General features: G+C 74.4%; 19 protein-coding genes. 10 read left to right on the plus strand and 9 right to left on the minus strand.

Annotated features, from left to right (window positions below; genetic code table 11):
• Positions 1 to 14: 14 nt before the first annotated feature.
• The 4 genes from ABZY31_RS27215 to sodN form a co-directional block, all read right to left on the minus strand.
• On the minus strand, positions 15 to 623 hold the full coding sequence (locus tag ABZY31_RS27215; RefSeq protein ID WP_356415189.1) for a Clp protease N-terminal domain-containing protein: 609 nt from the start codon (positions 621 to 623) through the stop codon (positions 15 to 17).
• Positions 623 to 832, minus strand: a complete 210-nt coding sequence (locus ABZY31_RS27220) for a helix-turn-helix domain-containing protein (protein WP_356415192.1) — start codon at positions 830 to 832, stop codon at positions 623 to 625. Before ABZY31_RS27220 ends, ABZY31_RS27215 begins: the two co-directional genes overlap by 1 nt.
• A 93-nt stretch (positions 833 to 925) precedes the next feature.
• Positions 926 to 1,888, minus strand: a complete 963-nt coding sequence (locus tag ABZY31_RS27225; RefSeq protein ID WP_356415195.1) for a zinc-binding dehydrogenase — start codon at positions 1,886 to 1,888, stop codon at positions 926 to 928.
• Positions 1,889 to 2,287: 399 nt separating this feature from the next.
• The gene (gene sodN, locus ABZY31_RS27230) at positions 2,288 to 2,683 is read right to left on the minus strand and encodes a superoxide dismutase, Ni (RefSeq protein ID WP_356415198.1); all 396 of its coding nucleotides are present in this window, start codon (positions 2,681 to 2,683) and stop codon (positions 2,288 to 2,290) included.
• A 152-nt stretch (positions 2,684 to 2,835) separates the two neighbouring features.
• On the opposite strand from sodN, the gene sodX reads away from it, so the two are divergent.
• On the plus strand, positions 2,836 to 3,237 hold the full coding sequence (gene sodX, locus ABZY31_RS27235) for a nickel-type superoxide dismutase maturation protease (RefSeq protein WP_356415201.1): 402 nt from the start codon (positions 2,836 to 2,838) through the stop codon (positions 3,235 to 3,237).
• On the opposite strand, the gene ABZY31_RS27240 is transcribed toward sodX, so the two are convergent.
• A complete protein-coding gene (locus ABZY31_RS27240) occupies positions 3,141 to 3,770 on the minus strand; it encodes a CGNR zinc finger domain-containing protein (RefSeq protein WP_356415204.1) in 630 nt (209 codons plus the stop codon). The genes sodX and ABZY31_RS27240 overlap by 97 nt on opposite strands.
• A gap of 94 nt (positions 3,771 to 3,864) precedes the next feature.
• Between ABZY31_RS27240 and ABZY31_RS27245 the strand changes: the two genes are divergently transcribed.
• The gene (locus ABZY31_RS27245) at positions 3,865 to 4,626 is read left to right on the plus strand and encodes a class I SAM-dependent methyltransferase (protein WP_356415207.1); all 762 of its coding nucleotides are present in this window, start codon (positions 3,865 to 3,867) and stop codon (positions 4,624 to 4,626) included.
• Positions 4,627 to 4,707: 81 nt separating this feature from the next.
• On the opposite strand, the gene ABZY31_RS27250 is transcribed toward ABZY31_RS27245, so the two are convergent.
• From ABZY31_RS27250 to ABZY31_RS27260, 3 genes are all read right to left on the minus strand, one after another.
• Positions 4,708 to 5,460: an amino acid ABC transporter ATP-binding protein gene (locus ABZY31_RS27250; RefSeq protein WP_330335186.1), complete on the minus strand. Its 753-nt coding sequence runs from the start codon at positions 5,458 to 5,460 to the stop codon at positions 4,708 to 4,710.
• 11 nt (positions 5,461 to 5,471) lie between these two features.
• Positions 5,472 to 6,344 (minus strand): amino acid ABC transporter permease, encoded by an 873-nt coding sequence (locus ABZY31_RS27255; RefSeq protein ID WP_356415242.1) that lies wholly within the window; start codon positions 6,342 to 6,344, stop codon positions 5,472 to 5,474.
• 98 nt (positions 6,345 to 6,442) lie between these two features.
• The gene (locus tag ABZY31_RS27260; protein WP_356415210.1) at positions 6,443 to 7,396 is read right to left on the minus strand and encodes an ABC transporter substrate-binding protein; all 954 of its coding nucleotides are present in this window, start codon (positions 7,394 to 7,396) and stop codon (positions 6,443 to 6,445) included.
• Between the two features lie 523 nt (positions 7,397 to 7,919).
• Between ABZY31_RS27260 and ABZY31_RS27265 the strand changes: the two genes are divergently transcribed.
• Positions 7,920 to 9,122 (plus strand): NADP-dependent malic enzyme, encoded by a 1,203-nt coding sequence (locus ABZY31_RS27265; protein WP_356415213.1) that lies wholly within the window; start codon positions 7,920 to 7,922, stop codon positions 9,120 to 9,122.
• Positions 9,123 to 9,225: 103 nt separating this feature from the next.
• Here ABZY31_RS27265 and ABZY31_RS27270 read toward each other — a convergent pair whose 3' ends face one another.
• Positions 9,226 to 9,411 carry a DUF6104 family protein gene (locus tag ABZY31_RS27270; RefSeq protein WP_356415216.1) on the minus strand — a complete coding sequence of 62 codons (186 nt, stop codon included), beginning with the start codon at positions 9,409 to 9,411 and terminating at the stop codon, positions 9,226 to 9,228.
• A gap of 93 nt (positions 9,412 to 9,504) precedes the next feature.
• Between ABZY31_RS27270 and ABZY31_RS27275 the strand changes: the two genes are divergently transcribed.
• The 7 genes from ABZY31_RS27275 (at position 9,505) to fxsT (ending at position 22,583) form a co-directional block, all read left to right on the plus strand.
• Positions 9,505 to 11,661, plus strand: coding sequence for a trypsin-like peptidase domain-containing protein (locus ABZY31_RS27275; RefSeq protein WP_356415219.1), 2,157 nt, complete (start codon positions 9,505 to 9,507; stop codon positions 11,659 to 11,661).
• Between the two features lie 105 nt (positions 11,662 to 11,766).
• Positions 11,767 to 12,777: a MoxR family ATPase gene (locus tag ABZY31_RS27280; protein WP_356415222.1), complete on the plus strand. Its 1,011-nt coding sequence runs from the start codon at positions 11,767 to 11,769 to the stop codon at positions 12,775 to 12,777.
• Positions 12,778 to 12,784: 7 nt separating this feature from the next.
• Entirely contained in the window at positions 12,785 to 16,399 is a 3,615-nt protein-coding gene (locus ABZY31_RS27285) for an SAV_2336 N-terminal domain-related protein (protein ID WP_356415225.1), read from the plus strand.
• A gap of 103 nt (positions 16,400 to 16,502) precedes the next feature.
• Complete coding sequence (gene fxsA / locus ABZY31_RS27290; RefSeq protein WP_356415228.1) at positions 16,503 to 16,691, plus strand: FxSxx-COOH cyclophane-containing RiPP peptide; 189 nt, start codon at positions 16,503 to 16,505, stop codon at positions 16,689 to 16,691.
• Positions 16,692 to 16,822: 131 nt separating this feature from the next.
• Positions 16,823 to 18,196 carry an FxsB family cyclophane-forming radical SAM/SPASM peptide maturase gene (locus tag ABZY31_RS27295; protein ID WP_356415231.1) on the plus strand — a complete coding sequence of 458 codons (1,374 nt, stop codon included), beginning with the start codon at positions 16,823 to 16,825 and terminating at the stop codon, positions 18,194 to 18,196.
• Positions 18,193 to 19,509 carry an HEXXH motif domain-containing protein gene (locus ABZY31_RS27300; RefSeq protein ID WP_356415234.1) on the plus strand — a complete coding sequence of 439 codons (1,317 nt, stop codon included), beginning with the start codon at positions 18,193 to 18,195 and terminating at the stop codon, positions 19,507 to 19,509. Before ABZY31_RS27295 ends, ABZY31_RS27300 begins: the two co-directional genes overlap by 4 nt.
• Before the next feature lie 74 nt (positions 19,510 to 19,583).
• Entirely contained in the window at positions 19,584 to 22,583 is a 3,000-nt protein-coding gene (gene fxsT / locus ABZY31_RS27305) for an FxSxx-COOH system tetratricopeptide repeat protein (RefSeq protein WP_356415237.1), read from the plus strand.
• Positions 22,584 to 22,677 lie beyond the last annotated feature (94 nt).

A 22,677-nucleotide genomic window follows, 5' to 3' on the forward strand; every position in this document is an offset into this window, starting at 1 on the left:
CGCGGCGCCCTCGCTCAGGCGGCCGGGCCTGCGGCCTCCACCCGCGCGTAGGTCACGCCCTGCGCGGCCAGTACGTCGGCCACCGGGCCCGGCGCGGCGAGCAGGGCCAGCAGCAGGTGGGTGCGCGTGATGGTCTTCGCGCGGTGGCCCAGCGCGATCCGGAGCGACTGCTCCAGGGTCTTCTTCGCGCCGGGCCCGAAGCGGACGTGCCGGCGGTCCTCGCGCGGGCGCGCCGCGGGGCGGCCCAGCACCGAGCGGAGCGAGGAGCCGAGCGACGACCCCCGGGACGACGGCGCGCCGGGACCGCGCGGCGGCCGGGCGCCCGCCGTGGCCAGCGCGCCCTCGCCGTGGCTCTCCTCGACGCGGGCGATGATCTCGGAGAGGTCGATCCCGAGGCCGGCCAGGGCCTCCTCGTCCGCCTGGGACAGGCCGCCCCGGCGCCGGGCCTCGGCCAGGGCGGCCGCGGCCGCTTCCCGGTCCACGCCCAGCGGATCGAGCGTGCCCTGCTCCAGCAGGGCGAGCAGCAGGTGTTCCTCGGTGACCGCGGCGGCTCCGGCCCGCCGGGCAGCGGTGACCGCGCCCGTGACCGTGTCGCGCGCCCCGGCCGTGAAGCGTTCGAACATCAGACCCTCCCGTGCTTCTTGTGTACGGCCTGCCGGCTGACGCCCAGCTCGGCCGCGATGTCCTGCCAGGACCAGCCCTGGTTGCGGGCGCTGCGCACCTGTACGGCCTCCAGCTGCTCCAGCAGTCTGCGGAGGGCGGCCACGGCCCGCAGGCCCACGCGCGGGTCACGGTCACCGGCCCGCTCGGCGAGATCGGTTGCTTCCGTCATGCCGTCAATCTAGGTTGACGAGGGAGGAGTGTCAACCCGCATTGACAGTGGCGCGCGGGCCCGGGTCGCCGGGCGGCAGGAGAGGGCGGACGGTCAGACGGTCAGCACCACCTTGCCGAACAGGTCGCCCGACTCCAGCTTGGCGAACCCCTCGCGCGCCCGGTCCAGCGGCAGCACCTCGTCGATGACCGGCCGCACCCCCGTCGCCGCGCAGAACGACAGCAGGTCCTCCAACTCGTCCTTCGATCCCATCGTCGAGCCGACGACCTTCAGCTCCAAGAAGAAGATCCGGGTCAGTTCCGCGTGCGCGGGCCGGTCGCCGCTGGTCGCGCCGGAGATCACCAGCGTGCCGCCCGGGCGCAGGGACTTCACCGAGTGCGACCAGGTCGCCGCGCCCACCGTCTCGATCACGGCATCCACGCGCCGGGGCAGCCGGGCCCCGGGCTCGTACGCCTCCTCCGCGCCCAGCTCCACCGCGCGCTCGCGCTTGGCGGCGTCCCGGCTCGTCGCGTACACCCGCAGTCCGGCGGCCTTGCCGAGGACGATCGCGGCGGTCGCGACCCCGCCGCCCGCGCCCTGCACCAGCACCGAGTCCCCGGGCCGCACACCGGCGTTGGTGAACAGCATGCGGTAGGCGGTCAGCCAGGCCGTCGGCAGGCAGGCGGCCTCCTCGAAGGACAGCTCCGCCGGCTTGCGCAGGACGTTCCAGGCCGGGACGCTCACCTGCTCGGCGAAGGTGCCCTGGTAGCGCTCGGTCAGGATCGAGCGCGGCTCGTCCGGCCCCACCCCGTGGCCGCTCTGGCCGATCACGGAGTGCAGGACGACCTCGTTGCCGTCCTGGTCGATCCCGGCCGCGTCGCAGCCGAGGATCATCGGGAGTTTCTCCTCGCCGAGGCCCACCCCGCGCAGCGACCACAGGTCGTGGTGGTTGAGGGAGGCGGCCTTGACGTTCACGGTCACCCAGCCGGGACGGGCCTCGGGCGCCGGGCGCTCGCCCAGTTCGAGGCCGCTCAGCGGCTGGTCACGGTCGATTCGGGCGGCGTAGGCAGCGAACATGCGGCCAGACGCTACCGCCCGGTAGGGCGCCGCCGCCAGGGTTCCCGGTCCTCCGGCGCTGTCATTCGGATCACGTCGGCGGCGGCCGGGGATCCGCTCGGCGGACGGGTGAGGTGCCCCCGGCGGGCGGCTGCGGAAACCCTTGACCGGAACCTTTGTTCGCGCCTCAACTACCCGCGTGAGCAGCGGCCTTGGGTGGTTGCCCGAGCGAACCGGAACGTCGGGAGCAAGCCATGGGGCAGGGTACGATTCTGGCCAGGCGCCACCAGTGGGCGCCGCCACCGGGCAGCCCTCCCGGCACGGGGGCCGGGAGGGACGTACGCAGAGGGGCCCGGCCGCATGACGCGGCCGGGCCCCTCTGCGCGTGGACCGGAAGGGTCCGCGTGATCACCTGGGTGATCAGGCGGCCTTGGTCTCCCAGAAGATGCGGTCGATCTCGGCGATCAGGTCCAGGGCCTTCTGGCCCGTCGCCGGGTCGTTGGACGCCTTGGCGGCCGAGAGGGCCTTCAGGGTGTCGTTGACCAGGCCGTGCAGCTGCGGGTACTTCTCGAAGTGCGGCGGCTTGAAGTAGTCGCTCCAGAGCACCGACACGTGGTGCTTCGCGAGCTCGGCGCGCTGCTCCTTGATGGTGATGGCGCGCGCGCGGAAGTCCGCGTCGTCGTTGGCCTGGTACTTCTCCTGCACGGCCTTGACGGACTCGGCCTCGATGCGGGCCTGGGCGGGGTCGTAGACGCCGCACGGCAGGTCGCAGTGCGCGCTGACCTTGACCTTGGGAGCGAAGAAGCGGGAAAGCATGGGGGTGGGTCCTCCTCGTGATCGTCTTCTCAAGGGCGAGATTACTCCGTGAGAAAGCGGATTTCGCGGGCGGCCCCATGGGCTTGGGACAAAAGTCCAGCGTCAGGATGGAGCCGATGAGCGAACGTACGGACGGAAGCGGAAGGTGTCACATGCACGTGCCGATCGGGATCGTAGAGGTGTACGGGCCCTCGATGGCCCCCACCCTGGCCTCGGGGGACCGCCTGCTCGTCCACTACGGGGCCCGCGTGCGCGCCGGTGACGTCGTGGTGCTGCGCCATCCGCTCCAGCAGGACCTGCTGGTCGTCAAGCGCGCCGCCGGACGCCGCGCGGGCGGCTGGTGGGTGCTCGGCGACAACGGGTTCAACGAGGGCGGGGACAGCGAGGACTACGGCGCCGTGCCCGACGAACTCGTGCTGGGCGTCGCCCGGCTGCACCTGCGCCCGCCCGCGCCCGGTCAGACCTCGCTGACGGCCCGGGCGTCCTGGCTGGCGGGCGCGGTGCGCCCGCTCTTCGCGGACCCCTCCGCCTCCTCGCGCTTGCGCGCCCGGTAGGCGGCCACGTTGGCGCGGGTGGCGCAGCGGTCCGAGCAGTAGCGCCGGGACCGGTTGGTGGAGGTGTCGAGGTAGGCGTTGCGGCACGGCGGCGCCTGGCACAGGCCCAGCCGGTCGGCGCCGTACTCCGTCAGGTGGAAGGCAAGGCCCATGGAGGCGATCGCCGCGTAGCCGGCGGACGCGTTGGAGGGGTGGTCGGCGAGGTGCATGTGCCAGTTCGGCGCGCCGTCCGTGCCGAGCGTCTCGTGCCCGGAGATCTGCGGGCTGACCGGGAACTCCATCAGCAGCGAGTTCAGCAGGTCCACTGCCAGGACGTGGTCCCCGGTGTCGGCCGCCTCGAAGACCGAGCGCAGCCGGCCGCGGACGTTGCGGAAGCGGGTGACGTCCGCGTCGGTGACCCGGCGGGCGGCCTGCGTGCTGGCACCGAAGAGCGCCCGCGCCGCGTCCACGGAGGTCAGCGCGTCCGTGTTGCGGGCCGGCTCCTCGGTGTTGACCAGGCGCACGGCGTAGTCCGAGTAATGGGCCAGTTCCACTTGTAGTCCTTACGGCTGCGGATTAGGGTGCGGGAGTGCCGTTCGGGTAACGGCTGCTGCACCTTCGAGGGTATTACGGATGGAGGGGTTCGGGATGACGGACGCGGTGACCGGAGCGGACTGGCAGGCCTGGCAGGACAGCTGGGACCGCCAGCAGGAGTGGTACCTCCCGGACCGCGAGGAACGCTTCCGGGTGATGCTGGACATGGTCGAGGCGGTCGTCGGCACGGCGCCCCGGGTGCTGGATCTGGCGTGCGGTACGGGAAGTATCACGGACCGCGTCCTCAAACGGTTCCCGGACGCCACCAGTACCGGTGTCGACCTCGACCCCGCGCTGCTGACCATCGCGCGCGGCCACTTCGCGGGCGACGAGCGGGTCACCTTCGTCACCGCCGACCTCAAGGACCCCGACTGGACCGCCCGGCTCCCGCACGAGGGCTACGACGCGGTCCTGACCGCCACCGCCCTGCACTGGCTGTTCAGCCCGCAGCTCGCCGTGCTCTACGGGCAGCTGGCGCCCCTGGTGCGCACGGGCGGCGTCTTCATGAACGCCGACCACATGCCCGACCCGGCGACCCCGCTCCTGAACGCCGCCGAGCACGCGCACCGGCACGCGGCCATGGACCGGGCCCGCGGCGAGGGCGTGCTCGACTGGGCCGAGTGGTGGGCCGTGGCGGCCGCCGACCCGGTGCTCGCCGAGCCCACGAAGAAGCGCTACGAGATCTACGGCGAGCACGCCGACGGGGACGCCCCGGACGAGGCGTGGCACGTGCGCACCCTGCTCGCGGCGGGCTTCCGCGAGGCCCGTACGGTCTGGCGCTCCCCCTCGGACGCCCTGGTCCTCGGCCTCAAGTAGGACGCGCCCGGACATGCGCGGAGGGGCGGTACGGGATCCCCGTACCGCCCCTCCGCGTGCAAGCCGCGCACCGCGCGCCGGTTACAGCACCTTGGACAGGAACGCCTTCGTCCGGTCGTGCTGCGGGTTGCCCAGGACGTCGCGCGGGTTGCCCGCCTCGACGACCACACCGCCGTCCATGAACACCAGGCTGTCGCCGACCTCGCGGGCGAAGCCCATCTCGTGCGTGACCACGATCATGGTCATGCCCGATTCGGCCAGGTCCCGCATGACGTCGAGGACGTCGCCGACGAGCTCCGGGTCGAGCGCCGAGGTGGGCTCGTCGAAGAGCATCAGCTTCGGCTCCATGGCCAGCGCGCGGGCGATCGCCACGCGCTGCTGCTGACCGCCGGAGAGCTGCGAGGGGTAGTTCCCGCCCTTGTCGCCCAGGCCGACCCGGTCGAGCAGCTTGACGGCGCGCGCCCGCGCGACCGCCTTGCTCTCGCCCTTGACCATGACAGGGGCCTCCATGACGTTCTCTATGGCCGTCATGTGCGGGAACAGGTTGAACCGCTGGAAGACCATGCCGATGTCCCGGCGCTGGGCCGCGACCTCGCTGTCCTTCAGCTCGTAGAGCTTGTCGCCCTTCTGGCGGTACCCGACCAGCTGGCCGTCCACGTAGAGCCGGCCGGCGTTGACCTGCTCCAGGTGGTTGATGCACCGCAGGAAGGTGGACTTGCCGGAGCCGGACGGGCCGACCAGGCAGAACACCTCCCGCGGCGCGACCTCCAGGTCGATGCCCCGCAGGATGTGGGCGGCGCCGTAGGACTTGTGCACGGCCTCGGCTTTGACCATCGGCTGGGCGGTCACTTCGCCACCTCCGTACGGCGGAACATGTTCAGGTTGGAACGCAGCCGCTGGAACGGCGTCGGCGGCAGGCTGCGCAGCGAGCCGCGCGCGAAACGGCGCTCCAGGTAGTACTGGCCGACGCTGAACACGCTGGTCAGGGCGAGGTACCAGATCGACGCGACGATGAACATCTCCATCACCGCGAAGGAGGTGGCGGCGATGTCCTGCGCCGCCCGCAGCAGGTCGGCGTACTGCACGGCGACGACCAGCGACGAGGTCTTGAGCATGTTGATGAACTCGTTGCCCGTCGGCGGCACGATCACGCGCATCGCCTGCGGCAGCACGACCCGGCGCATGGTCTGCGTACGGGTCATGCCCAGCGCGTGCGAGGCCTCCGACTGACCCTCGTCGACCGACTGGATGCCGGCCCGGACGATCTCCGCCATGTACGCGCCCTCGTTGAGGCCGAGACCCAGCAGGGCGGCCAGGAAGGGGGTCATGACCTGGGTCATCTCGTCCTTGTAGAACCCCAGGTTCAGGACCGGGAAGATCAGGGCGAGGTTGAACCAGATGAGCAGCTGGACGTAGACCGGGGTGCCGCGGAAGAACCAGATGTAGAACCAGGAGATGGTGCTGGTCACCGGGTTCTTCGACAGCCGCATCACCGCGAAGGCGACGCCCAGGACCAGGCCGAGGAGCATGGCCGCGACGCTGATCAGGACCGTGTGCCACAGGCCGCTGAGGATGCTCGCGTCGAACAGCTTCTCGGGGACGGTCTGCCAGCGCACGTTCCCCTGGGAGAACGCGTAGATGATCGCGCCGAAGAGGACGAGGGCGATGACACCGCTGACCCAGCGTCCGTAATGCCGGACGGGGATGGCGCGGATCATCTCGGGAGGGACGGACCCGGCCGGCGGGGTGTCCGCCGGTCCGGGAACCTTTTCGAGCTTGTCAGTCACAGTGACTGCCCTTCAGTGCTGCGTGGGGGTCACTGACCTGCGTTGACCTGGGCCTTGGTGACGGCGCCGGAGGCCGCGTTCCACTTGTCCAGGGCGGCCTTGTAGCTGCCGTCCTTGATCGTCGCGTCGATGGCCGCGGACAGGGCGTCGCGCAGCTCGGTGTTCTTCTTGTCGATGGCGATGCCGAAGAGGCCGGCGTCACCGGGGTTGGCGACGGCCTCGAAGTCGTTGCCGCCGCCCGCGGTCTGCGCGATGTACGCGGCGACCGGGGAGTCGTTCAGGTCGGCGACGGCGCCGCCGGCCTTCACGCGGGTCTGCGCCTCGGCGTCGGTGTCGAAGGCCTCGATGGCGATCTTCGCCTTGCCGTCCTTCTCGCACTTGGCGCTCTGGTCCTTGGCGGACTGCTCGTACGTGGTGCCGCGCTGGACGGCGAGCTTCTTGCCGCACAGGTCGTCGAGGGTCTTGATGCCCTCGGGGTTGCCCTTCTTGACCAGGATGCCGGTCGAGGCGGTGAAGTAGTCGACGAAGTCGACGCCGTTACCGGTCTTCTGGCCCTTGTCGTCGAGGCCCTCCTGACGGGCCTTGGTGTCGCTCATGGAGGACATGACCACGTCGGTGCGGCCCGTGGGCAGGCCGCCCAGCAGGGTGGCGAAGGTGCCCGAGGTGAACTCGAACCGCACACCGAGCTGCTTGCCGAGGGCGGCGGCGATGTCGGGGTCGACACCGACGATCTTCTCGCCCTGCTTGAACTCCATCGGCGCGTAGGTGGCGTCCGTGCCCACCTTGATCACGCCGGCGTCCTGGATCTTCTTCGGGAGCTTGGAGAACAGCGGGGCGCTGCTCGTCTTGCCGCCCGTGTCCGAGCCCTTGTCCGTCTGGTCGCCACACCCGGTGAGGATCAGGGCGCCGGCGACCGCGATCGCGCCGACCGCGGCGATCCGGGACCGGGCGGCAGTCGTACGGCGGGTGGTGCTTGCGGTCATGAGCTGGTTCCTCCGACAGGGGTGGAAAGCATCCGTGGCGGTCCGGCACGCACCTTCGAGTGTCGCGACCTTGTGTGATGACGGCATCTTGCCATTCGGACTGACGCATTCAGGCAGCTCATCAGGTCAAAATCCCATAACGGGCGACCCCGGGAACCCCACATCGCTGCGGGCAAGGCCTGTTGCGGCGGGAGTATGCGCCGTCCGGGGGCGTCTTTACCGGAGTTTTTGCGGCCCGTCTCGGGTACTGGACACAGACTCTTGGACTTTTCGCCGAAACCGGGACAAGAGGCTTATGGTCGAGCGGGATTCGACTCGTCTGGGTGAGCGTTCTTCGGGTAGAACAGATCCTTACACCCCTCATCCGGGGCTCAGGGCGCGCGTGCGGCGCGCCCGCGCGTACGAACCTCCCCCTTCGCGGAGACGGGCCAACCGTCGATGCGGAGTACGGACGCGGTGCCCGCCCACCCCTTAACCAGGAGTGGTCACCCTCAACGATTCAAAGACTTAAGGGGTCAAGAAAGTGGCAGCGGAGATCGTCAATCCTCGCAGCGACAGCGTTACGGACAACAACCCGGATGCGGTGTTCGCGCTCCACCGGGGCGGAAAGATGGCCATCGTGGCCACCGTTCCCGTCCGGGACAAGGACGACCTGTCCCTCGCATACACGCCCGGCGTGGCCAAGGTGTGCACCGCCATCGCCGAGCAGCCCGACCTGGTGAACGAGTACACCTGGAAGTCCAACGTGGTCGCCGTCGTCACCGACGGCACGGCGGTGCTCGGACTCGGTGACATCGGTCCGGAAGCCTCCCTCCCCGTGATGGAGGGCAAGGCGATCCTCTTCAAGCAGTTCGGCGGTGTCGACGCGGTTCCGATCGCGCTCGCCACCAAGGACACGGACGAGATCATCGACACCATCGTCCGGCTCGCCCCGTCCTTCGGCGGGGTGAACCTGGAGGACATCTCGGCGCCCCGCTGCTTCGAGATCGAGCGCCGCCTCCAGGAGCGCGTGGACATCCCGGTCTTCCACGACGACCAGCACGGCACCGCCATCGTGACGCTGGCCGCCCTGCGCAACTCCGCCAAGCTGACCGGGCGCACCCTCGCGGACCTGCGCGCGGTGATCTCGGGCGCGGGCGCGGCGGGCATCGCCATCGCCAAGATCCTGGTCGACGCGGGCATCGGCGACGTCTGCGTCACCGACCGCAAGGGCGTCGTCTCCACCGACCGTTCCGACCTCACGGACGTCAAGGCGGAGATCGCGGGCCTCACCAACAAGACCGGCCGGACGGGCTCCCTGGAGTCCGCCCTCGTCGGCGCCGACGTCTTCATCGGCGTCTCCGGCGGTACGGTCCCCGAGGCCGCGGTGGCGACGATGGCGAAGGACTGCTTCGTCTTCGCCATGGCCAACCCGAACCCGGAGGTCCACCCCGACGTCGCGCACAAGTACGCGGCGGTCGTGGCCACGGGCCGCTCGGACTTCCCGAACCAGATCAACAACGTGCTGGCCTTCCCCGGCATCTTCGCGGGCGCCCTCAAGGTCCGGGCCTCCCGGATCACCGAGAACATGAAGATCGCCGCCGCCGACGCCATCGCCGGTGTCGTCGGTGACGAGCTGGCCGCGGAGTACGTGATCCCCTCGCCGTTCGACGAGCGCGTCGCGGAGGCCGTCACCGCGGCCGTCGCCGCCGCCGCCCGCGCGGACGGCGTGGCGCGCCTCGCCTGACCGCGGAGCGCATCGCGCAGGAAACGCAGTACGCCGAAGGCCCCGCCGGAACGATCCGGCGGGGCCTTCGGCGTACTGGGGGGACCTGCGGCGGGGTCTGGGACTACTCGTCGTCCTCGTCTTCGTCGTCGAGCCGGGCCAGCCAGGTGGCCAGCCGCTCGACCGGGACCTCGAAGTCCGGGTTGAGGTCCACGAAGGTGCGGAGCTGCTCGGCGAGCCACTCGAAGGTGACCTCCTCGGCGCCGCGCCGCTTCTCCAGCTCCTCGATGCCGCGATCGGTGAAGTACAAGACAGGCTCCGTGCGTGAGGGGGGCGTTTCCCGGCCAGGATAATCCGCACCGGCCGGACACCTCCCGCGGGGCGACGGCCGGGGATAACCTGGATGACCTCAACACGCTCGGCGGACGCGGTCGTCGGCCGCCGGCGGGTGCTGATTCACCGGGACCGGGGGCGGGGGATGGCGGACGGGCGCACGGACGGCTCCGCGCGCGCCTTCGAGCTTCTGGAACCCCTCGTCCAGGCCGCGACCGTACGCGTCCACGCCCCGCCGAACGGGTATGAGGACCCTGGGACCGGTGCCACCTGGGGGAGCGGTTTCTTCATCGCTCCGGGCTGGGTCCTGACGTGCGCGCACGTGGTGGGCGAAGGGGGCGGCGGGATGCGGCTGACGGGGCGGGAGGTCGGCATCACCTTTTCCTCCGGCGGGGCCGGCGCCACCGGAACCGTCGCCGGGCGCGTGGAATGCGTCCTGCCCGAGCGCCTGGAGCAGCGGCGCCCGGCCGGGCCGGGCTTCTGGGAGCTGCCGGACCTGGCGCTCGTCCGGGTCCTGGCCCCCGTCTCGCACGCCTGCGTGTGGCTCACCGACCGGGCCCGCCCCCGCTTCGACGAGGTCGCCTACTTCGGCTGCACCGAGGACCTCGGCGCCCCCGAGATCACCGGCCGCACCACCCGGCTGCGCGGCACCGCGGGCCACGGCGCCGCCGTCCGGCTCGGCGCCGAGGACGACATCGAGCACGGCATGTCGGGGGGCCCCGTCGTGGACCTGGCCCGCGGCGAGGTCGTCGGCGTGCTCAAGGCCCGCGCCCGCGGCGGCGGCGGGCTCGCCGTCTCCGTCGTCCAGTTACGCACCCTGCCGATGTCGGCGAAGAGCCGGATCGGGCTCTACCGCCGGGTCATGCAGGCCCACGACCTGCACCACTACGACCAGCACCTGAGCGACGTCGACAACCGCCGCACCTGGACCGACGCGCACGACGAACTCCCGCGCCCCGAGCCAGACCCCTTCGGCGGCCGTCGGCGACTGACCCCCGGCGAGCGGACCACCCTGTGCGGGCTGCTGGCAGAGCTGCCGCCGCCCGGCTCCTGCGAGGCCGTACGGCTGCTGGTCGAGGCGGCCCGCGGCGAGGAACCCGATCCCGGCCCGCTGGCGCCGCTCAGCTGGCGCGACGGGCTCGGCCTGCTCTACGACCCGCCCGGCGGGATCAGCGAGGCCGCCGCCATGCTCCGCTACGCCACCGACGTCAGCGTCGCCGAACACCGCGAGCCGCCCGCCCCCGGCGCCGACGAGGAGCTCTGGGACTGGGTGCGCGCCACCGCCGAGCGGCTGTGGCGGCCCCTGCGCCGGGAACTGGGCGAGCGGCACGAGCGGGGCCTGGCCGCGCGCGAGGCCGACCGGGAACGGCGCCGCCTGGCCGCCGCCGGTCAGGCCGTCCGGCCCGGGCCCGCCCGCGCCGCCGACGTCCTGCCGGCCGGGCCCTCGGTCCTGCTGGAGGTGTGGGCGCACTCCTGGGAGGCCGTCTACGACTGGCGGGTCTCCGTCCTCCTCGGCCCCGAGCACCTCACCCCGGTCGACGCGGGGGAGCGGGCCCTCCTCGGGGCACTGCCGGAGGTCCTGCGCGCCCCGCTCGCCGAGGCCTTCCGGCGCTGCGACACGCACGAGGGGGCCGCGCTGCTGGAGGCCGCCGTCGCCCCGGAACTCTTCACCCTGCCGGTCGACGCGTGGGTGGTGACGGGCACGGCCCCGCTGGGCACCCAGCGGCCCGTGGTCTTCCGCCACCCCCCGGACGACGGGCCGCCCGACGCGCAGGCCCGCCACCGCAGGGCCGACCGCTGGGCGCGGGTCCTGGCCGGGCCCCTGATCGACGAACGGGCCGACTGCGACCGGGGGCGGGGGCGCACGCCGACGTACGCCTGGTTCGACGCGCAGCCCGACAACACCGTCCCGGTGCACTGCCGGCCCGCGGACACCGAGCCCACGCTCGGCTCGCTGCACGCCGCCCACCGCGCCGGGTACGGGGTGGTGCTGTGCCGGCGGCCCCCGCCGGACCCGGCGCTGCCGTGCGCGCCCTTCCACCGCGCGCTGCGCGAGGAGTTCGCCGACGCGGGGCACGGCGGGGCGCTGGCGCTGCGGCTCCAGTCCCTGCGGGGGCGGGCGCACGGCCGGGACCCCGACGCGTACTGGGCCGCCGGGCTGGGACTGGTCTGGGACGACCCCGGCCGGCCGCTGCCCGACGACGAGCCGTTGCAGGGGGACCTGTGAGCGGGGCGGCCCCCGGGGCCGGGGCGGCCGCGCGGGCGGGCCGGGAGCCGGGGCCCGGGCCCGGGCCGGACGGCGGGAACACGCGAGCGGGGAGCGGGAGCGACCATGACTGACGAGTGGCTCATCTACCGGGGGGTCGGCGAGCCCCACGACGGGATCGACGCGCTGCCCGACCCGCCGCCCTGGCGGGACTTCGACGGCGGACCCGTCATCGAACCGGGCGAGGCCGCGGCCGCGGCCGACAGCGCGGCCACCCGGCGGCTCGGCGCCCACCGGCACGCCGCCGCGCTGCACCGGCCCGAACCGGAGGAACTCGAAGCGATCAACGCCGCGCTCTACCTGCGGCGCCCGCTGCTCGTCACCGGATATCCCGGAACCGGCAAGTCCACGCTCGCCCACGCCGTCGCCCACGAGCTGAAGCTCGGCCGCGTCCTGCGCTGGCCCGTGGTCTCGCGGACCGTGCTCCAGGAGGGCCTCTACCGCTACGACGCCATCGCCCGGCTGCAGGACGTGCAGATCGCCGCCGGGGGCGGGGCGGGCGGCGCGGCGCCGGGGATCGGCACGTACATCCGGCTCGGCCCGCTCGGGACCGCGCTGCTGCCCACCGACCGGCCGCGGGTCCTGCTCATCGACGAGCTCGACAAGAGCGACATCGACCTGCCCAACGACCTGCTGAACGTCTTGGAGGAGGGCGAGTTCGCGCTGCCCGAGCTGGAGCGGGTCGCCGACCGCGAACCCGAGGTGCGGGTCCTGACCGACGACGGCGCGAAGGTGAGCGTCCGGGACGGCCGGATCCGCTGCCGGGCCTTCCCCTTCATCATCCTGACCAGCAACGGCGAGCGGGACTTCCCCGCCGCCCTGCTGCGCCGCTGCATCCAGCTCAAGCTCGGCCAGCCCGGGGAGAAGCGGCTCGCCACCATGGTCAGGGCCCACCTGGGCGAGGAGGCGGCCGCACTCGGCGCCGACCTGATCCGGGAGTTCCTCAGCCGTTCGCAGAGCGAACTCGTCGCCGCCGACCAGCTCCTCAACGCCATCTACCTCACCCACTACGCGGCGCCCCCCACCCGGGAGGACCTCGCCGACCTGCTCATCCAGCGGCTCGACCGTTCGAGGTGAGGGGCCAGTGACCGCCGCCGCCCCCGGTCCGCCCGGTCCCCCCGGCCCGCCCGGTCCGGCGCGGCCCGGCATCCGCGAGCTGGCCGCCCTGCTGCGCGCCGCCGGACTCGACCCCTCCGCCGAGGAGGTGGCCGACGCGCTCTGGCTGGCCGGCCGGACCCGGGCGGCGACCCGGGCCGCGGCCCGCGCGCGGGACGGCGGGGCCGGGGCGGACGCGGTGGACGAGGACGGCGACCGCGCGGCCGAGCAGCCGGGCGGACCGGGCGCCGGGCCCGCGGGCACCGGCGCGGGGGAGCCCGCGCGGCGGCCGGACCCGGAGCCGCTGCCCGCGCCGCCGGCCGAGGAGGATCCCGTCGACCTGTACGTGCCCGGGCGCCCGGGGCCGAACGGCCCCGGCGGCCGGGGAACCGGACCGGAAGCGGAACCGGACCCGGCGGCCGGCAACGGCATCCCGGTCCGGGTGCCGACGGCGGCCGCGCTGCCCCGGATCCTGGACATCCAGCGGGCCCTGCGCGCCCTCCAGCGCCGTCGGCCGCCCGCTCCCCGCGCCCGTACCGTGCTGGACGAAACCGCCACCGCCGAGGCCAGCGCCCGGGCCCTCGGACTGATCATCCCCGTGATGCGGGCCGAGACCCGGCGCGAGAGCACGATGCAGCTCGTCCTGGACGCGTCCCCCTCGATGGCCGTCTGGCAGGACATGTTCGACGAACTCAGGGCGGTGTGCGAGCGGCTCGGAGCCTTCCGCGACGTCCAGGTGCACTCCCTGCACCGGCTGCCCGACGGCACCCCGGCGCTCGGAACCGGAGCACGACCGGAACCGGGAGCCCCGCTGCGGTCCGGTGACCTCCTGCGCGATCCGACCGGGCGCGGACTGACCATGGTGGTCTCCGACTGCGCCGGACCGCTGTGGCGCGAGGGCGAGGCGCAACGGCTGCTCCACCGGTGGGCGCTGTGCACCCCCTGCGTGGTCGTCCAGCCGCTGCCGCAGCGGCTGTGGGGGCGCAGCTGGCTCCCCACCGAGCGGGGCACGCTGGCGCGGGGCGACGGCCGTGCACCGGACCTGGAGTTCCGCGCCGACCGGCCGCCGCGGCCGGGGCGGCCGGTCGGGGGGATCGCCGTCCCGGTGCTGCCGCCCAGCGCCCCCGCGCTCGGGGCGTGGGCCCGGCTGGTGGCCGGGCTGGGCAGCGGCGCCGTACCGGCCGAGGTGGGGCGGGTCCTGGCCGATCATCCCGCCGCGCCCCCGCCGCCGCCACGGGCCGTGCGGCCGCCCCGCGAACTGGTCCGCCGCTTCCGCTCCTCCGCCTCGCCGCGCGCCGTGCAGCTCGCCGTGTACCTGTCGGCCACCCCGCTCGCGCTGCCGGTGATGCGGCTGGTGCAGCGCACGATGCTGCCCGACTCGGAGCCCTCCGACCTGGCGGAGGTGCTGCTCAGCGGGCTGCTGCGGCGGGGCGGTCCGGCGCCGGGGCAGTGGTACGAGTTCGTGCCGGGCGTGCAGGACGTGCTGCTCGGGCCGCTGGCGCGGGACGACGCCGCGCTGGTGCTCAAGCACTGCTCGGAGTACGTACTGGCCCACTTCGGGCGGGGCGTGCGCAACTTCCCCGCGCTCGCGGTCTCCCAGCTCACCGGGGTCCCGGCGGCCGGGACCCCGGGGGGCGCGGAGCCGGAGGCCGACGGGGCCGCCGGGGCCGGGGCCGGGACCGAGGCCGGGGAGGAGCCGGGGCGGATCCCGGGCCCGCGGCTGCCGCAGGCCTTCGCCCAGGTCTCCGCCAAGGTCGTACGGCGCTACCTGCCCGGACCGCCGGACGCGCCGCCCGGAGCCGGGGAACCGCCCCCCGGCGGCCCGGCCCCCGCGCCCGGGCGCGCCTGGGCGGTGCGCACCGCCCGGACCCGCCTCGCCGCCTTCGACCGCGACCGGGACGGCGGCCAGCGCCCCCTGTACGAGGCCGTCGCCGTGCTGCGGCGGGCCGTGACCGCGCCGCCGGGCCCCGCGGACCGGCCCGGCGAGGCCGAGTGCGAACTGGCCGGGGCGCTGCTGCGGCTCTGGGAGGTCCAGCGGGACCCCGAACTGCTCACGGAGGCCGAGCGGACGGCGCGCGCGGTGAGCGCGCTGCCCGGCATGGCCCCGGCCCGCGCGCTGCTCGGCCGGGCCCTGTACGAACGGGCCGTCACCGCCGCGCAGCTCTCCGGACCGCTCCCGGGACCGGAGGCGGCGGAGCTGCTGACGGCCGCCGAGCGGGAGTTCGCGGCCGTGCAGGCCGAGCCCGGAGCGCCGCGGGCGCTGCGCCTGGACTGCGCGGTCCGGCGGGCCCGGGCCCTGATGCGGCTGTGCGAACTGAACGACGACCCGGCCGCGCTGCGGGAGGCGCTCGCCGCGCTGGAGGTCTTCGACCACCCGGAGCGCACACCGGCCGGCCCGCCGGACGGCGCCCTCCCGCAGGCCCTGGGCCGGGTCCTGCTGGCCCTCGCCGAACGGGAGCCGGACCCGGCCGAGCGGACCGCCCTGGCCGAGCGCGCCGCCGCCTGCCTCGCGACGGCCCTCGCGTCCCTCCTGCGGGAACCGGACCCGCCGCCCGCGGACTCCGCCCCCGGGCCGGCGGATGCGAGCGCGTCCGGGTCGGAAGCCGGGGTCGAAGATCCGGGGGTTCCGGGACGTGCGGCTGCGGGCCCCGGGCCGTCCGCGCCGGGCGCCGCCGCCGAGCGGGGGTGGGTGCGGGTGGAGCTGGGGCGGGCGCTGCGGTACGTGCCCGCGCGGCTCGACGAGGCGCCCGGGGTGCTGGCCGCGGCGCTGGGGGACGCGGCCGGTGAGCCCGAGCTGCGGCTGGCGGCGCTGGTGTGCCTGGCCCGGGTGCACCGCGCCCGGTACGCCCGGGACGGCGGCTCCGGTGACCCGGCGGACCTCGACGCGGCGGCCGACGCGTACGCCCGGGCCCGCCGGCTGATCCCCCGGGACGGGGAGGCCTACGGGGAACTGCTGCCGGAGTGGGGCGACGTACTCCTGGAGCGGGCCCGTACCGCCGAGGGGCACGGCTTCGTCTCCGCGGCGGTCCGGGTGCTGCGGGACAGCCGGGCGGCCGTGCCGCAGAACGATCCGCGCGCCCCCCACCGGCTGCGGCGGCTCGCCGCGGGCCTGCGGCTGCGCCATTCCTACGAGGGCGACCTGGTCGACCTGCGCGAGGCCGAGTACCTGCTGGAGCTGGTCGTCCGGCATGGCCGCGGCCCACTGGAGCAGGCGCGGGCCTGGCGCGAGCACGGCGACGTGCAGCAGGAGATCCACGCCCACACGCGGGCCGCCGACCGCCTCGACCGTGCGGCCGACTCCTACCGGCGGGCCTGGCGGGCCGCGATGGAGGCGGACCACGGCGCGGAACGGGAGGACGCCGCCGTCCAGCTGGCCGCCCGCGTCCAGGAGTTGCGCGGCGAGGTGCTGGAGCGTCTCGCCCGGCCGCGCGCCGCGCTGGACGCCTACCGGGCAGCCCTGGAGCTGTGGCAGCGGCTGGAAGGGTCCGGACCGGGGAGCGGGCCGGACGGGCCGCTGGCCGGGTCCGGGCCGGACGGGGCCGGGGCCGCGGACCGGCGTGCGGCGGTGCGCGCGCGGGTGCGCGCGCTGGAGGCGTCCCTCTGACGCGCCCCGGGGCGCCCCTCCCGTGACTGTTTCCCCGTCCCGGGCGGTGGGAAAGGGGAGTGGACCCATCGCACACACGACGCAACAGGGGGAGCCGAAGCCCATGGTGACAAAGCATCAGGAAGTGGTCGTGCGCCGGTGTCCGGGACGGTTGCCGGACCTCTCCGGGCTCGATCTGGCCGCGCTGCGGCGCATCGACCATCCGGTGCTGGCCGATGTGGTCGAGGGCATGGTGGAGCGCGTCACGCACCCCGCGGAGATACTGAACGCCTTCGACTCCGGGGTCGACTGACCGCCGGCCGTCGGACCCCGCCGCCGGGGTCCGAACCGGCAGGAACCGCCCCTTGGTTGACCACTTTCCGCCGTTAGCCGTACACATCCACCGGGCAGGGATGGACCGTCCGCAGCGGGAGGAACAGTCGAATGAGGCAGACGACCACGCGCCACGCCGTGCTGCCCGCGCACCGCGTCCACGCGCCCTGGCCCTACACCCGGCTCGACGTCCCCGCGCTCCGCGCCGCGGGCCACCATCCCTACCCCGTGCGCCAGTTCGTCCTGAAGACCCGCAGCCGCTGCAACCTCGCCTGCACCTACTGCTACGTCTACGCGATGGCCGACCAGGGCTGGCGCACCCAGCCCGTGGTGATGGCCCCGGCCACCGCCGCCCGCGCCGCCGACCGGATCGCCGAACACGCCGCCGCCCACGCCCTGACCCGGGTCGACCTCGTCCTGCACGGCGGCGAGCCGCTGCTGGCGCCGCCCGCCGACCTCGCCGCGCCCGTCGACGCGGTACGGGCCGCCCTCACCCGCCGCTCCCCGCGCACCCGGGTCACCGCGACCGTGCAGACCAACGCCACCCTGCTGACCCGGGGCAGGCTGGAGGCGCTGGCCGCCGCCGGGATCCGGGTCGGCGTCAGCCTCGACGGGGGGCTCGCGGAGCACAACGCCCGGCGCGTGGACCACACCGGGCGCCCCGGCTTCGCCGCCGCCGCGCGCGGGCTGCGCCTGCTGGCCCGGTACCCGGAGAGCTACGCCGGGGTGCTGTGCGTGGTGGACGTGGCCCAGGACCCGGTGGAGACGTACGCCTCGCTGCTCGCCTTCGCGCCGCCCACCATCGGGCTGCTGCTGCCCCTGGCCAACTGGGCCGAGCCGCCGCCCGGTTCGGCCCCCGGCACCACCCCGTACGCCGACTGGCTAACCGCCGTCTTCGAACGCTGGTGGCACGACGGTGTGCGCCGGACCCGGATCCGGCTCTTCGAGGAGATCATCGCCCTGCTGCTCGGACTGCCCGCCGCCAACGAATCGCTGGGCCTGGCCCCGGTCACCACCGCCGTCATCGAGACCGACGGCAGCATCGAGCAGGCCGACTCCCTGAAATCCGCCTACGAGGGCGCGGCCGCCACCGGGATGACCCTGGAGCGCCACAGCTTCGACGAACTCCTCGAACACCCCGGGCTGGCCGCCCGCCAGCTCGGCCGGGCCGCCCTCCCCGCGGGCTGCCGCTCCTGCGAACTCGTCGAGGTGTGCGGCGGCGGCCACTACCCGCACCGCTACCGGCCCGGCCGGGGCTTCCGGCACCCCTCCGTGTACTGCGAGGACCTCCAAGTGCTCATCCGGCACATCGCGGCGGCCCTGCACCACGCCGCGACCACGGCCACCGCCGGGGCGGCCCCGCCGGCCGCCCCGGCCGCTGCGGGCCTTGCGGCCGCTCCCGCGGCTGCCGCCACCGCCACCGCCCCTCCGGCCCCGGTGGCCGCGGCCGGCGCCGCCCGCGCCCCCGGGCGGGCCGCCTCGTGACCCGCCCCGCCGCCCACCCCGCCCCCGGCACCGCGCGCGTGCCCGCCCAGGGCGCCGCGCCCGGCCCCGGCCCGCTCCCCGGCTTCTCCGTCACCTCGCCCCTGCTGCGCGCCCTCGCCTCCACCGAACCCGGCGCCGACGCCACCCGGCTGGTCCGCGACGTCCGCCGCTCCAAACGCCTGGTCCTGCTGCGGGGGGTGCTGGACGCCGCCCCCGGCGGAACCGAGGGGGAGACCGGCCAGCACTGGGCCCTGCTGGAAGAGGCCGAGCGCGCCGCCCCCGGCGCGGTGCGCGACGTACTGCACTACCCGGCCACCGGTGTCTGGGCCGAGGAGACCCTGCGGCGCCTGCACGCGCCCGACGGCCCCGCTCCCGACCTCGCGCACCTCGGCGCACTCGCCGCCGCCGCGGCCCTGCGCGCCGGAGTCGACTTCAAGCTCACCCTGCGCCCGCTGCACGGCCGCCTCGCCCTGCCCACCCTCGGCCTGCTGCGCCCCGCCCGCCCCGGGCCCGTCGCCCTCACCGAGCGGTCCTGGGACCCCGCGGACCCCGCCGTCCTGGCCCTGCACAGGCTCCCGGGCGGCCGGACCGCCCTGGACGACCTCGACCCGTACCGGGCGCTGGGCCACCCGGCGTCGGTACGCCCCGCCCGCCGGCTCACCCCCAAGGGCCACAAGCGCTGGGACATCCAGTGGACCGGCGCCCTCACCCTGCTGGAGCGCTACGACTCCACCCGCGCCGGCGAGGTCGGCGACCTCCTGCGGACCCTGGTCCCGCTGGCCGACGGCGCCCGCTCCACCGGCGCCACGCTGCCCGCCGCCGCCGGATCCGTCCTGGTCCGCGGCCAGACCCCGCCCGCCCTCGCCGCCACCCTGGTGCACGAGGTCCAGCACGGGAAGCTGACCGCCCTCGCCGACGTGCTGACCCTGCACACCGCCGACCGCACCCCCTGCTACTGGGCCCCCTGGCGCGCCGACCCCCGGCCGCTGGAGGGACTCCTGCACGGCGCGTACGCCCACCTGGCCCTGGCCGGCTACTGGCAGCGCGCCGCCCTGTACGGCGCCCGCGGCGCCTGGGCCCGGCACGCCCGCTGCCGGGCCCAGGTGGCCGCCGTGCTGCCCGTACTCCAAGCCGCGGAGCAACTGACGCTCGCCGGCCGGGAGTTCATTTCCGGCATGGCCGCAGCGGAGCGGGCGATGGACGACCTGCCGCCGCCCGGCGACCAGCACGCCACCGCCCGCCGGGCCGTCGAGCGCGAACGCCGGGACTGGTGCGGCGCGCACCCCGAACTCGCCGCATTCGCCGCGACCTGACACGGGCTGAGCACCCGTCACCTGCGGTACCTTTTCAACCCCGTCCACCGCCCGGATTCCAGGGAGACGGCCGCATGACCACCGGTAGTCGCCACGACCGCGACACAGCGGCGCAGCCACAGCGCTTCGTCATCAGCTTCGCGGGGTTCAACCGCCCCTGGGCCGTGTGGATCGCCCACAGGCTGGAGGAACACGGCCACCGCGTCGCCCTCCAGCGCTGGGACCCGCAGAACAGCCCCGGACTGGCCGAGGCCCTCGACGACCTCGCCCGCGGCGGCCGGGTCCTGATGGTCCTCAGCGAGCGGTACTTCTCCGCGGGCACCCACACCGACGAGGAGTGGAACGCGGCGCTGCGCACCGTCACCGACGCCCACCCCGACCGGTTCGCCGCCGTCTGCCTGACCGACGCGCCGCTGCCCAGCGCCGTCGCCGCGCTGGAGAAGACCGACCTGTGGGGCCTGGACGCCTACGAGGCCGAGTACCGGGTGCTGCGCAGGCTGGAACTGCCCACCGAGCGGATCGGCGCCGAGACCGGCCGCCGCGGCCCCCGCTTCCCCAACGACCCGCCCGAGATCTGGGGCCGCGTCCCGCGCCGCAACCCCCGCTTCACCGGCCGCAACGACGTCATCGGCAAGCTGCGCGCCGCCCTGACCGAGGCGCCGCCGGGCGCTGCGACCGTCACCCTGCTCGGTCTCTCCGGCGTCGGCAAGACCCAGGTCGCCACCGAGTACGCCTACCGCTTCGCCTCCGAGTACGACGTCGTGTGGTGGGTGCCCGCCGAGGACCGGCCCACCCTGCGCGAACGGCTCGCCGACCTCGCGCCCGCCCTCGGCCTGCCCCTCGGCGCGGGCAGTTACGGCGAGCAGATCCGGGCCGTCCTCGAATCGCTGCGCCGCGGGGCGCCGTTCGCCCGCTGGCTGATGATCTTCGACGGCTGCGACAACCCCGACGACCTGACCGACCTGCTGCCCGGCGGCGCGGGCGACGTCATCATCACCTCGCGCAACCGCGAATGGGGCAACCGGCACACGAGCCTGGTCGAAGTCCCGCTCTACGCCCGCCCCGAGTCCATCACCTTCATCCGCCGCCGGGCCCGGCGCCTCACCGGCGACGAGGCCGACCAGCTCGCCGAGGCCCTGGAGGACTACCCGCTCGCCCTCGACCAGACCGCGGGCTGGCTCGCCGACTCGCCGCTGAGCGTGGGCGACTACCTCGCGCTGCTGCGGCGCAGACTGGACTCCCGGGAAGCGGTCGCCGTCTCCGACGACTACCCGCTGCCCTTCCCGACCGCGCTCGCCATACTCCTGAACAACGTCCGGGAGAACTTCCCCGACGCCCTGGCCCTGCTGCGGCTGTTCGTGTTCTTCGCGCCCGGCCCGGTCCCGCTGCGGCTGCTCGGCGAGTTCCCCGCCGACGACGTGCCCGAACAGCTCGCCGGGCTGATCAACGACCAGGTCCGGTGGAACGCGGCCCTGAACAAGCTCGTGCAGTTCTCCGTCGTCCGCCTGGAGTACTCCGACCTGCCCGTCGAGGAGGGCGGCGGCGGGATGGAGACCGTCCAGCTGCACCGGATGGTCCACGGCATCGTCCGCGAGAACCTCTCCGAGGACGAGGCCGAACCGCTCGCCCGCGCCGTCCGCCAGGTGCTGGCCGCGGCCGACCCCGGGCGGCCCTCCGACTCGCGGCTCTGGCCGAGGTACGCCGAGCTGATCCCGCACCTCGAAACCGCCGGCGTGCTCTCCAGCACCAACCCGCGCATCCAGTCCTTCCTGCTGCGCTGCCTGCGCTACCTCATCCTGGCCGGGGAGTACCGCACCTGCCTGAGGCTGTGCGAACAGACCGACCAGGCCTGGCGGGCCATGCTCGGCGAGGACCACGACCGGGTGCGCGAGCTGAGCTACCAGTACGGCGGAGCGCTGCGCAACCTCGGCCTCTTCCGGCGCGCCGAGACCCTCACCAAGGCCGTCGCCGACCGGCTCGTCGCCGAACGCGGCGAGCGCGACCTGGAGACGCTGCGGGCCACCAGCGCCTACGGCGGGGTCCTGCTGTGCATCGCCAAGTTCGAACCGGCCCGCGACCTCTTCGAACACTGCCTGGCCACCTACCGCGAGCTGCTCGGCGAGGACGACTCCACCACGCTCAACGCGCAGAACAACCTCGCCGCCACCTACCGGCTGCTCGGCCGCTACCAGGAGGCGTACGAGCTCGACCTGGACACCCTGCGCCGCCGCGAGCGGGTGCTGCGCCCGCACCACATCTCCACCCTCTCCTCCGGCATCGCCTGCGCCATGGGCCTGCGGCTGATGGGCCGCTACCGGGAGGCCCAGACCCGCCAGGAGCAGGGCGTCAAGCTCAACAACCAGATCCTCGGCGTCAACCACCCGCAGACCCTGCGCGCCGAGCACAACCTCGGCCTGTGCCTGCGGCGTTCCGGGGACATCCCCGGGGCCGGGACCCGGCTGCGGACCGTGTGGGAACGCGCCACCCGGGTCTTTGGCGCGGACTACCCGTGGACGCTGATGGTCGCCTCCGACTACGCCACCTACCTGCGCGAGTACGGGGACATCGAGGAGGCCCGGCGGATCTCCGAGGCGGTGGTCCGCGGCTACCAGTCCCAGCTGGGGCTGGCCCACCCGTACAGCATCGGCACGGTCGGCAACCTCGGGCTGGTGCTGCGGGCGCAGGGGGAGCGGGAGGAGGCGCTGAGCCTGTGCGAACAGGCCCTCGTCGGGATGCGGAACGCGCTCGGGGAGCGGCACCCCTGGACGCTGGGCAGCGCCCTCAACGCGGCGGGCTGCCGCAACATCACCGGGCGGCTCGACGACGCCGTCCGGCTGAGCCGCGACACGCTGCGCGGGGCGGAGCAGGTGCTGGGGCCCGACCACCCCATGGCGCTCAGCGCGCAGATCGCGCTGGCGGCCGATCTGCGGGCGCTCCAGCAGACGGACGAGTCGCGCAAGACGGAGGACGACGCGCTGAAGGCGTTGACGCGGACGCTGGGCACGCAGCACGTCCACACGGTCTCGGCCCGCCAACGAGTCCGCCCGTACTGGGACTTCGAACCCCAACCGTAGCCCGCGGCCGGGACCTTTCAGCCTCGCCGGCGTTTGAGGCGCGGGGTCTGGGGCGGAGCCCGGGGCGGCCCGCCGGGGCCGTTGTCCCCTGCGG

It is taken from the genome of Streptomyces sp. NPDC006529, from assembly GCF_040611795.1.
In the GTDB taxonomy this organism is placed as follows: Bacteria; Actinomycetota; Actinomycetes; order Streptomycetales; family Streptomycetaceae; genus Streptomyces.

Bases quoted from the DNA above. Each gene is read 5' to 3' on its own strand.
- ABZY31_RS27215 (WP_356415189.1), bottom strand. From the start codon at position 623: ATGTTCGAACGCTTCACGGCCGGGGCGCGCGACACGGTCACGGGCGCG.
- ABZY31_RS27220 (WP_356415192.1), bottom strand. From the start codon at position 832: ATGACGGAAGCAACCGATCTCGCCGAGCGGGCCGGTGACCGTGACCCG.
- ABZY31_RS27225 (WP_356415195.1), bottom strand. From the start codon at position 1,888: ATGTTCGCTGCCTACGCCGCCCGAATCGACCGTGACCAGCCGCTGAGC.
- sodN (WP_356415198.1), bottom strand. From the start codon at position 2,683: ATGCTTTCCCGCTTCTTCGCTCCCAAGGTCAAGGTCAGCGCGCACTGC.
- sodX (WP_356415201.1), top strand. From the start codon at position 2,836: ATGCACGTGCCGATCGGGATCGTAGAGGTGTACGGGCCCTCGATGGCC.
- ABZY31_RS27245 (WP_356415207.1), top strand. From the start codon at position 3,865: ATGACGGACGCGGTGACCGGAGCGGACTGGCAGGCCTGGCAGGACAGC.
- ABZY31_RS27250 (WP_330335186.1), bottom strand. From the start codon at position 5,460: ATGGTCAAAGCCGAGGCCGTGCACAAGTCCTACGGCGCCGCCCACATC.
- ABZY31_RS27255 (WP_356415242.1), bottom strand. From the start codon at position 6,344: ATGATCCGCGCCATCCCCGTCCGGCATTACGGACGCTGGGTCAGCGGT.
- ABZY31_RS27260 (WP_356415210.1), bottom strand. From the start codon at position 7,396: ATGACCGCAAGCACCACCCGCCGTACGACTGCCGCCCGGTCCCGGATC.
- ABZY31_RS27275 (WP_356415219.1), top strand. From the start codon at position 9,505: ATGACCTCAACACGCTCGGCGGACGCGGTCGTCGGCCGCCGGCGGGTG.
- ABZY31_RS27280 (WP_356415222.1), top strand. From the start codon at position 11,767: ATGACTGACGAGTGGCTCATCTACCGGGGGGTCGGCGAGCCCCACGAC.
- fxsA (WP_356415228.1), top strand. From the start codon at position 16,503: ATGGTGACAAAGCATCAGGAAGTGGTCGTGCGCCGGTGTCCGGGACGG.
- ABZY31_RS27295 (WP_356415231.1), top strand. From the start codon at position 16,823: ATGAGGCAGACGACCACGCGCCACGCCGTGCTGCCCGCGCACCGCGTC.
- fxsT (WP_356415237.1), top strand. From the start codon at position 19,584: ATGACCACCGGTAGTCGCCACGACCGCGACACAGCGGCGCAGCCACAG.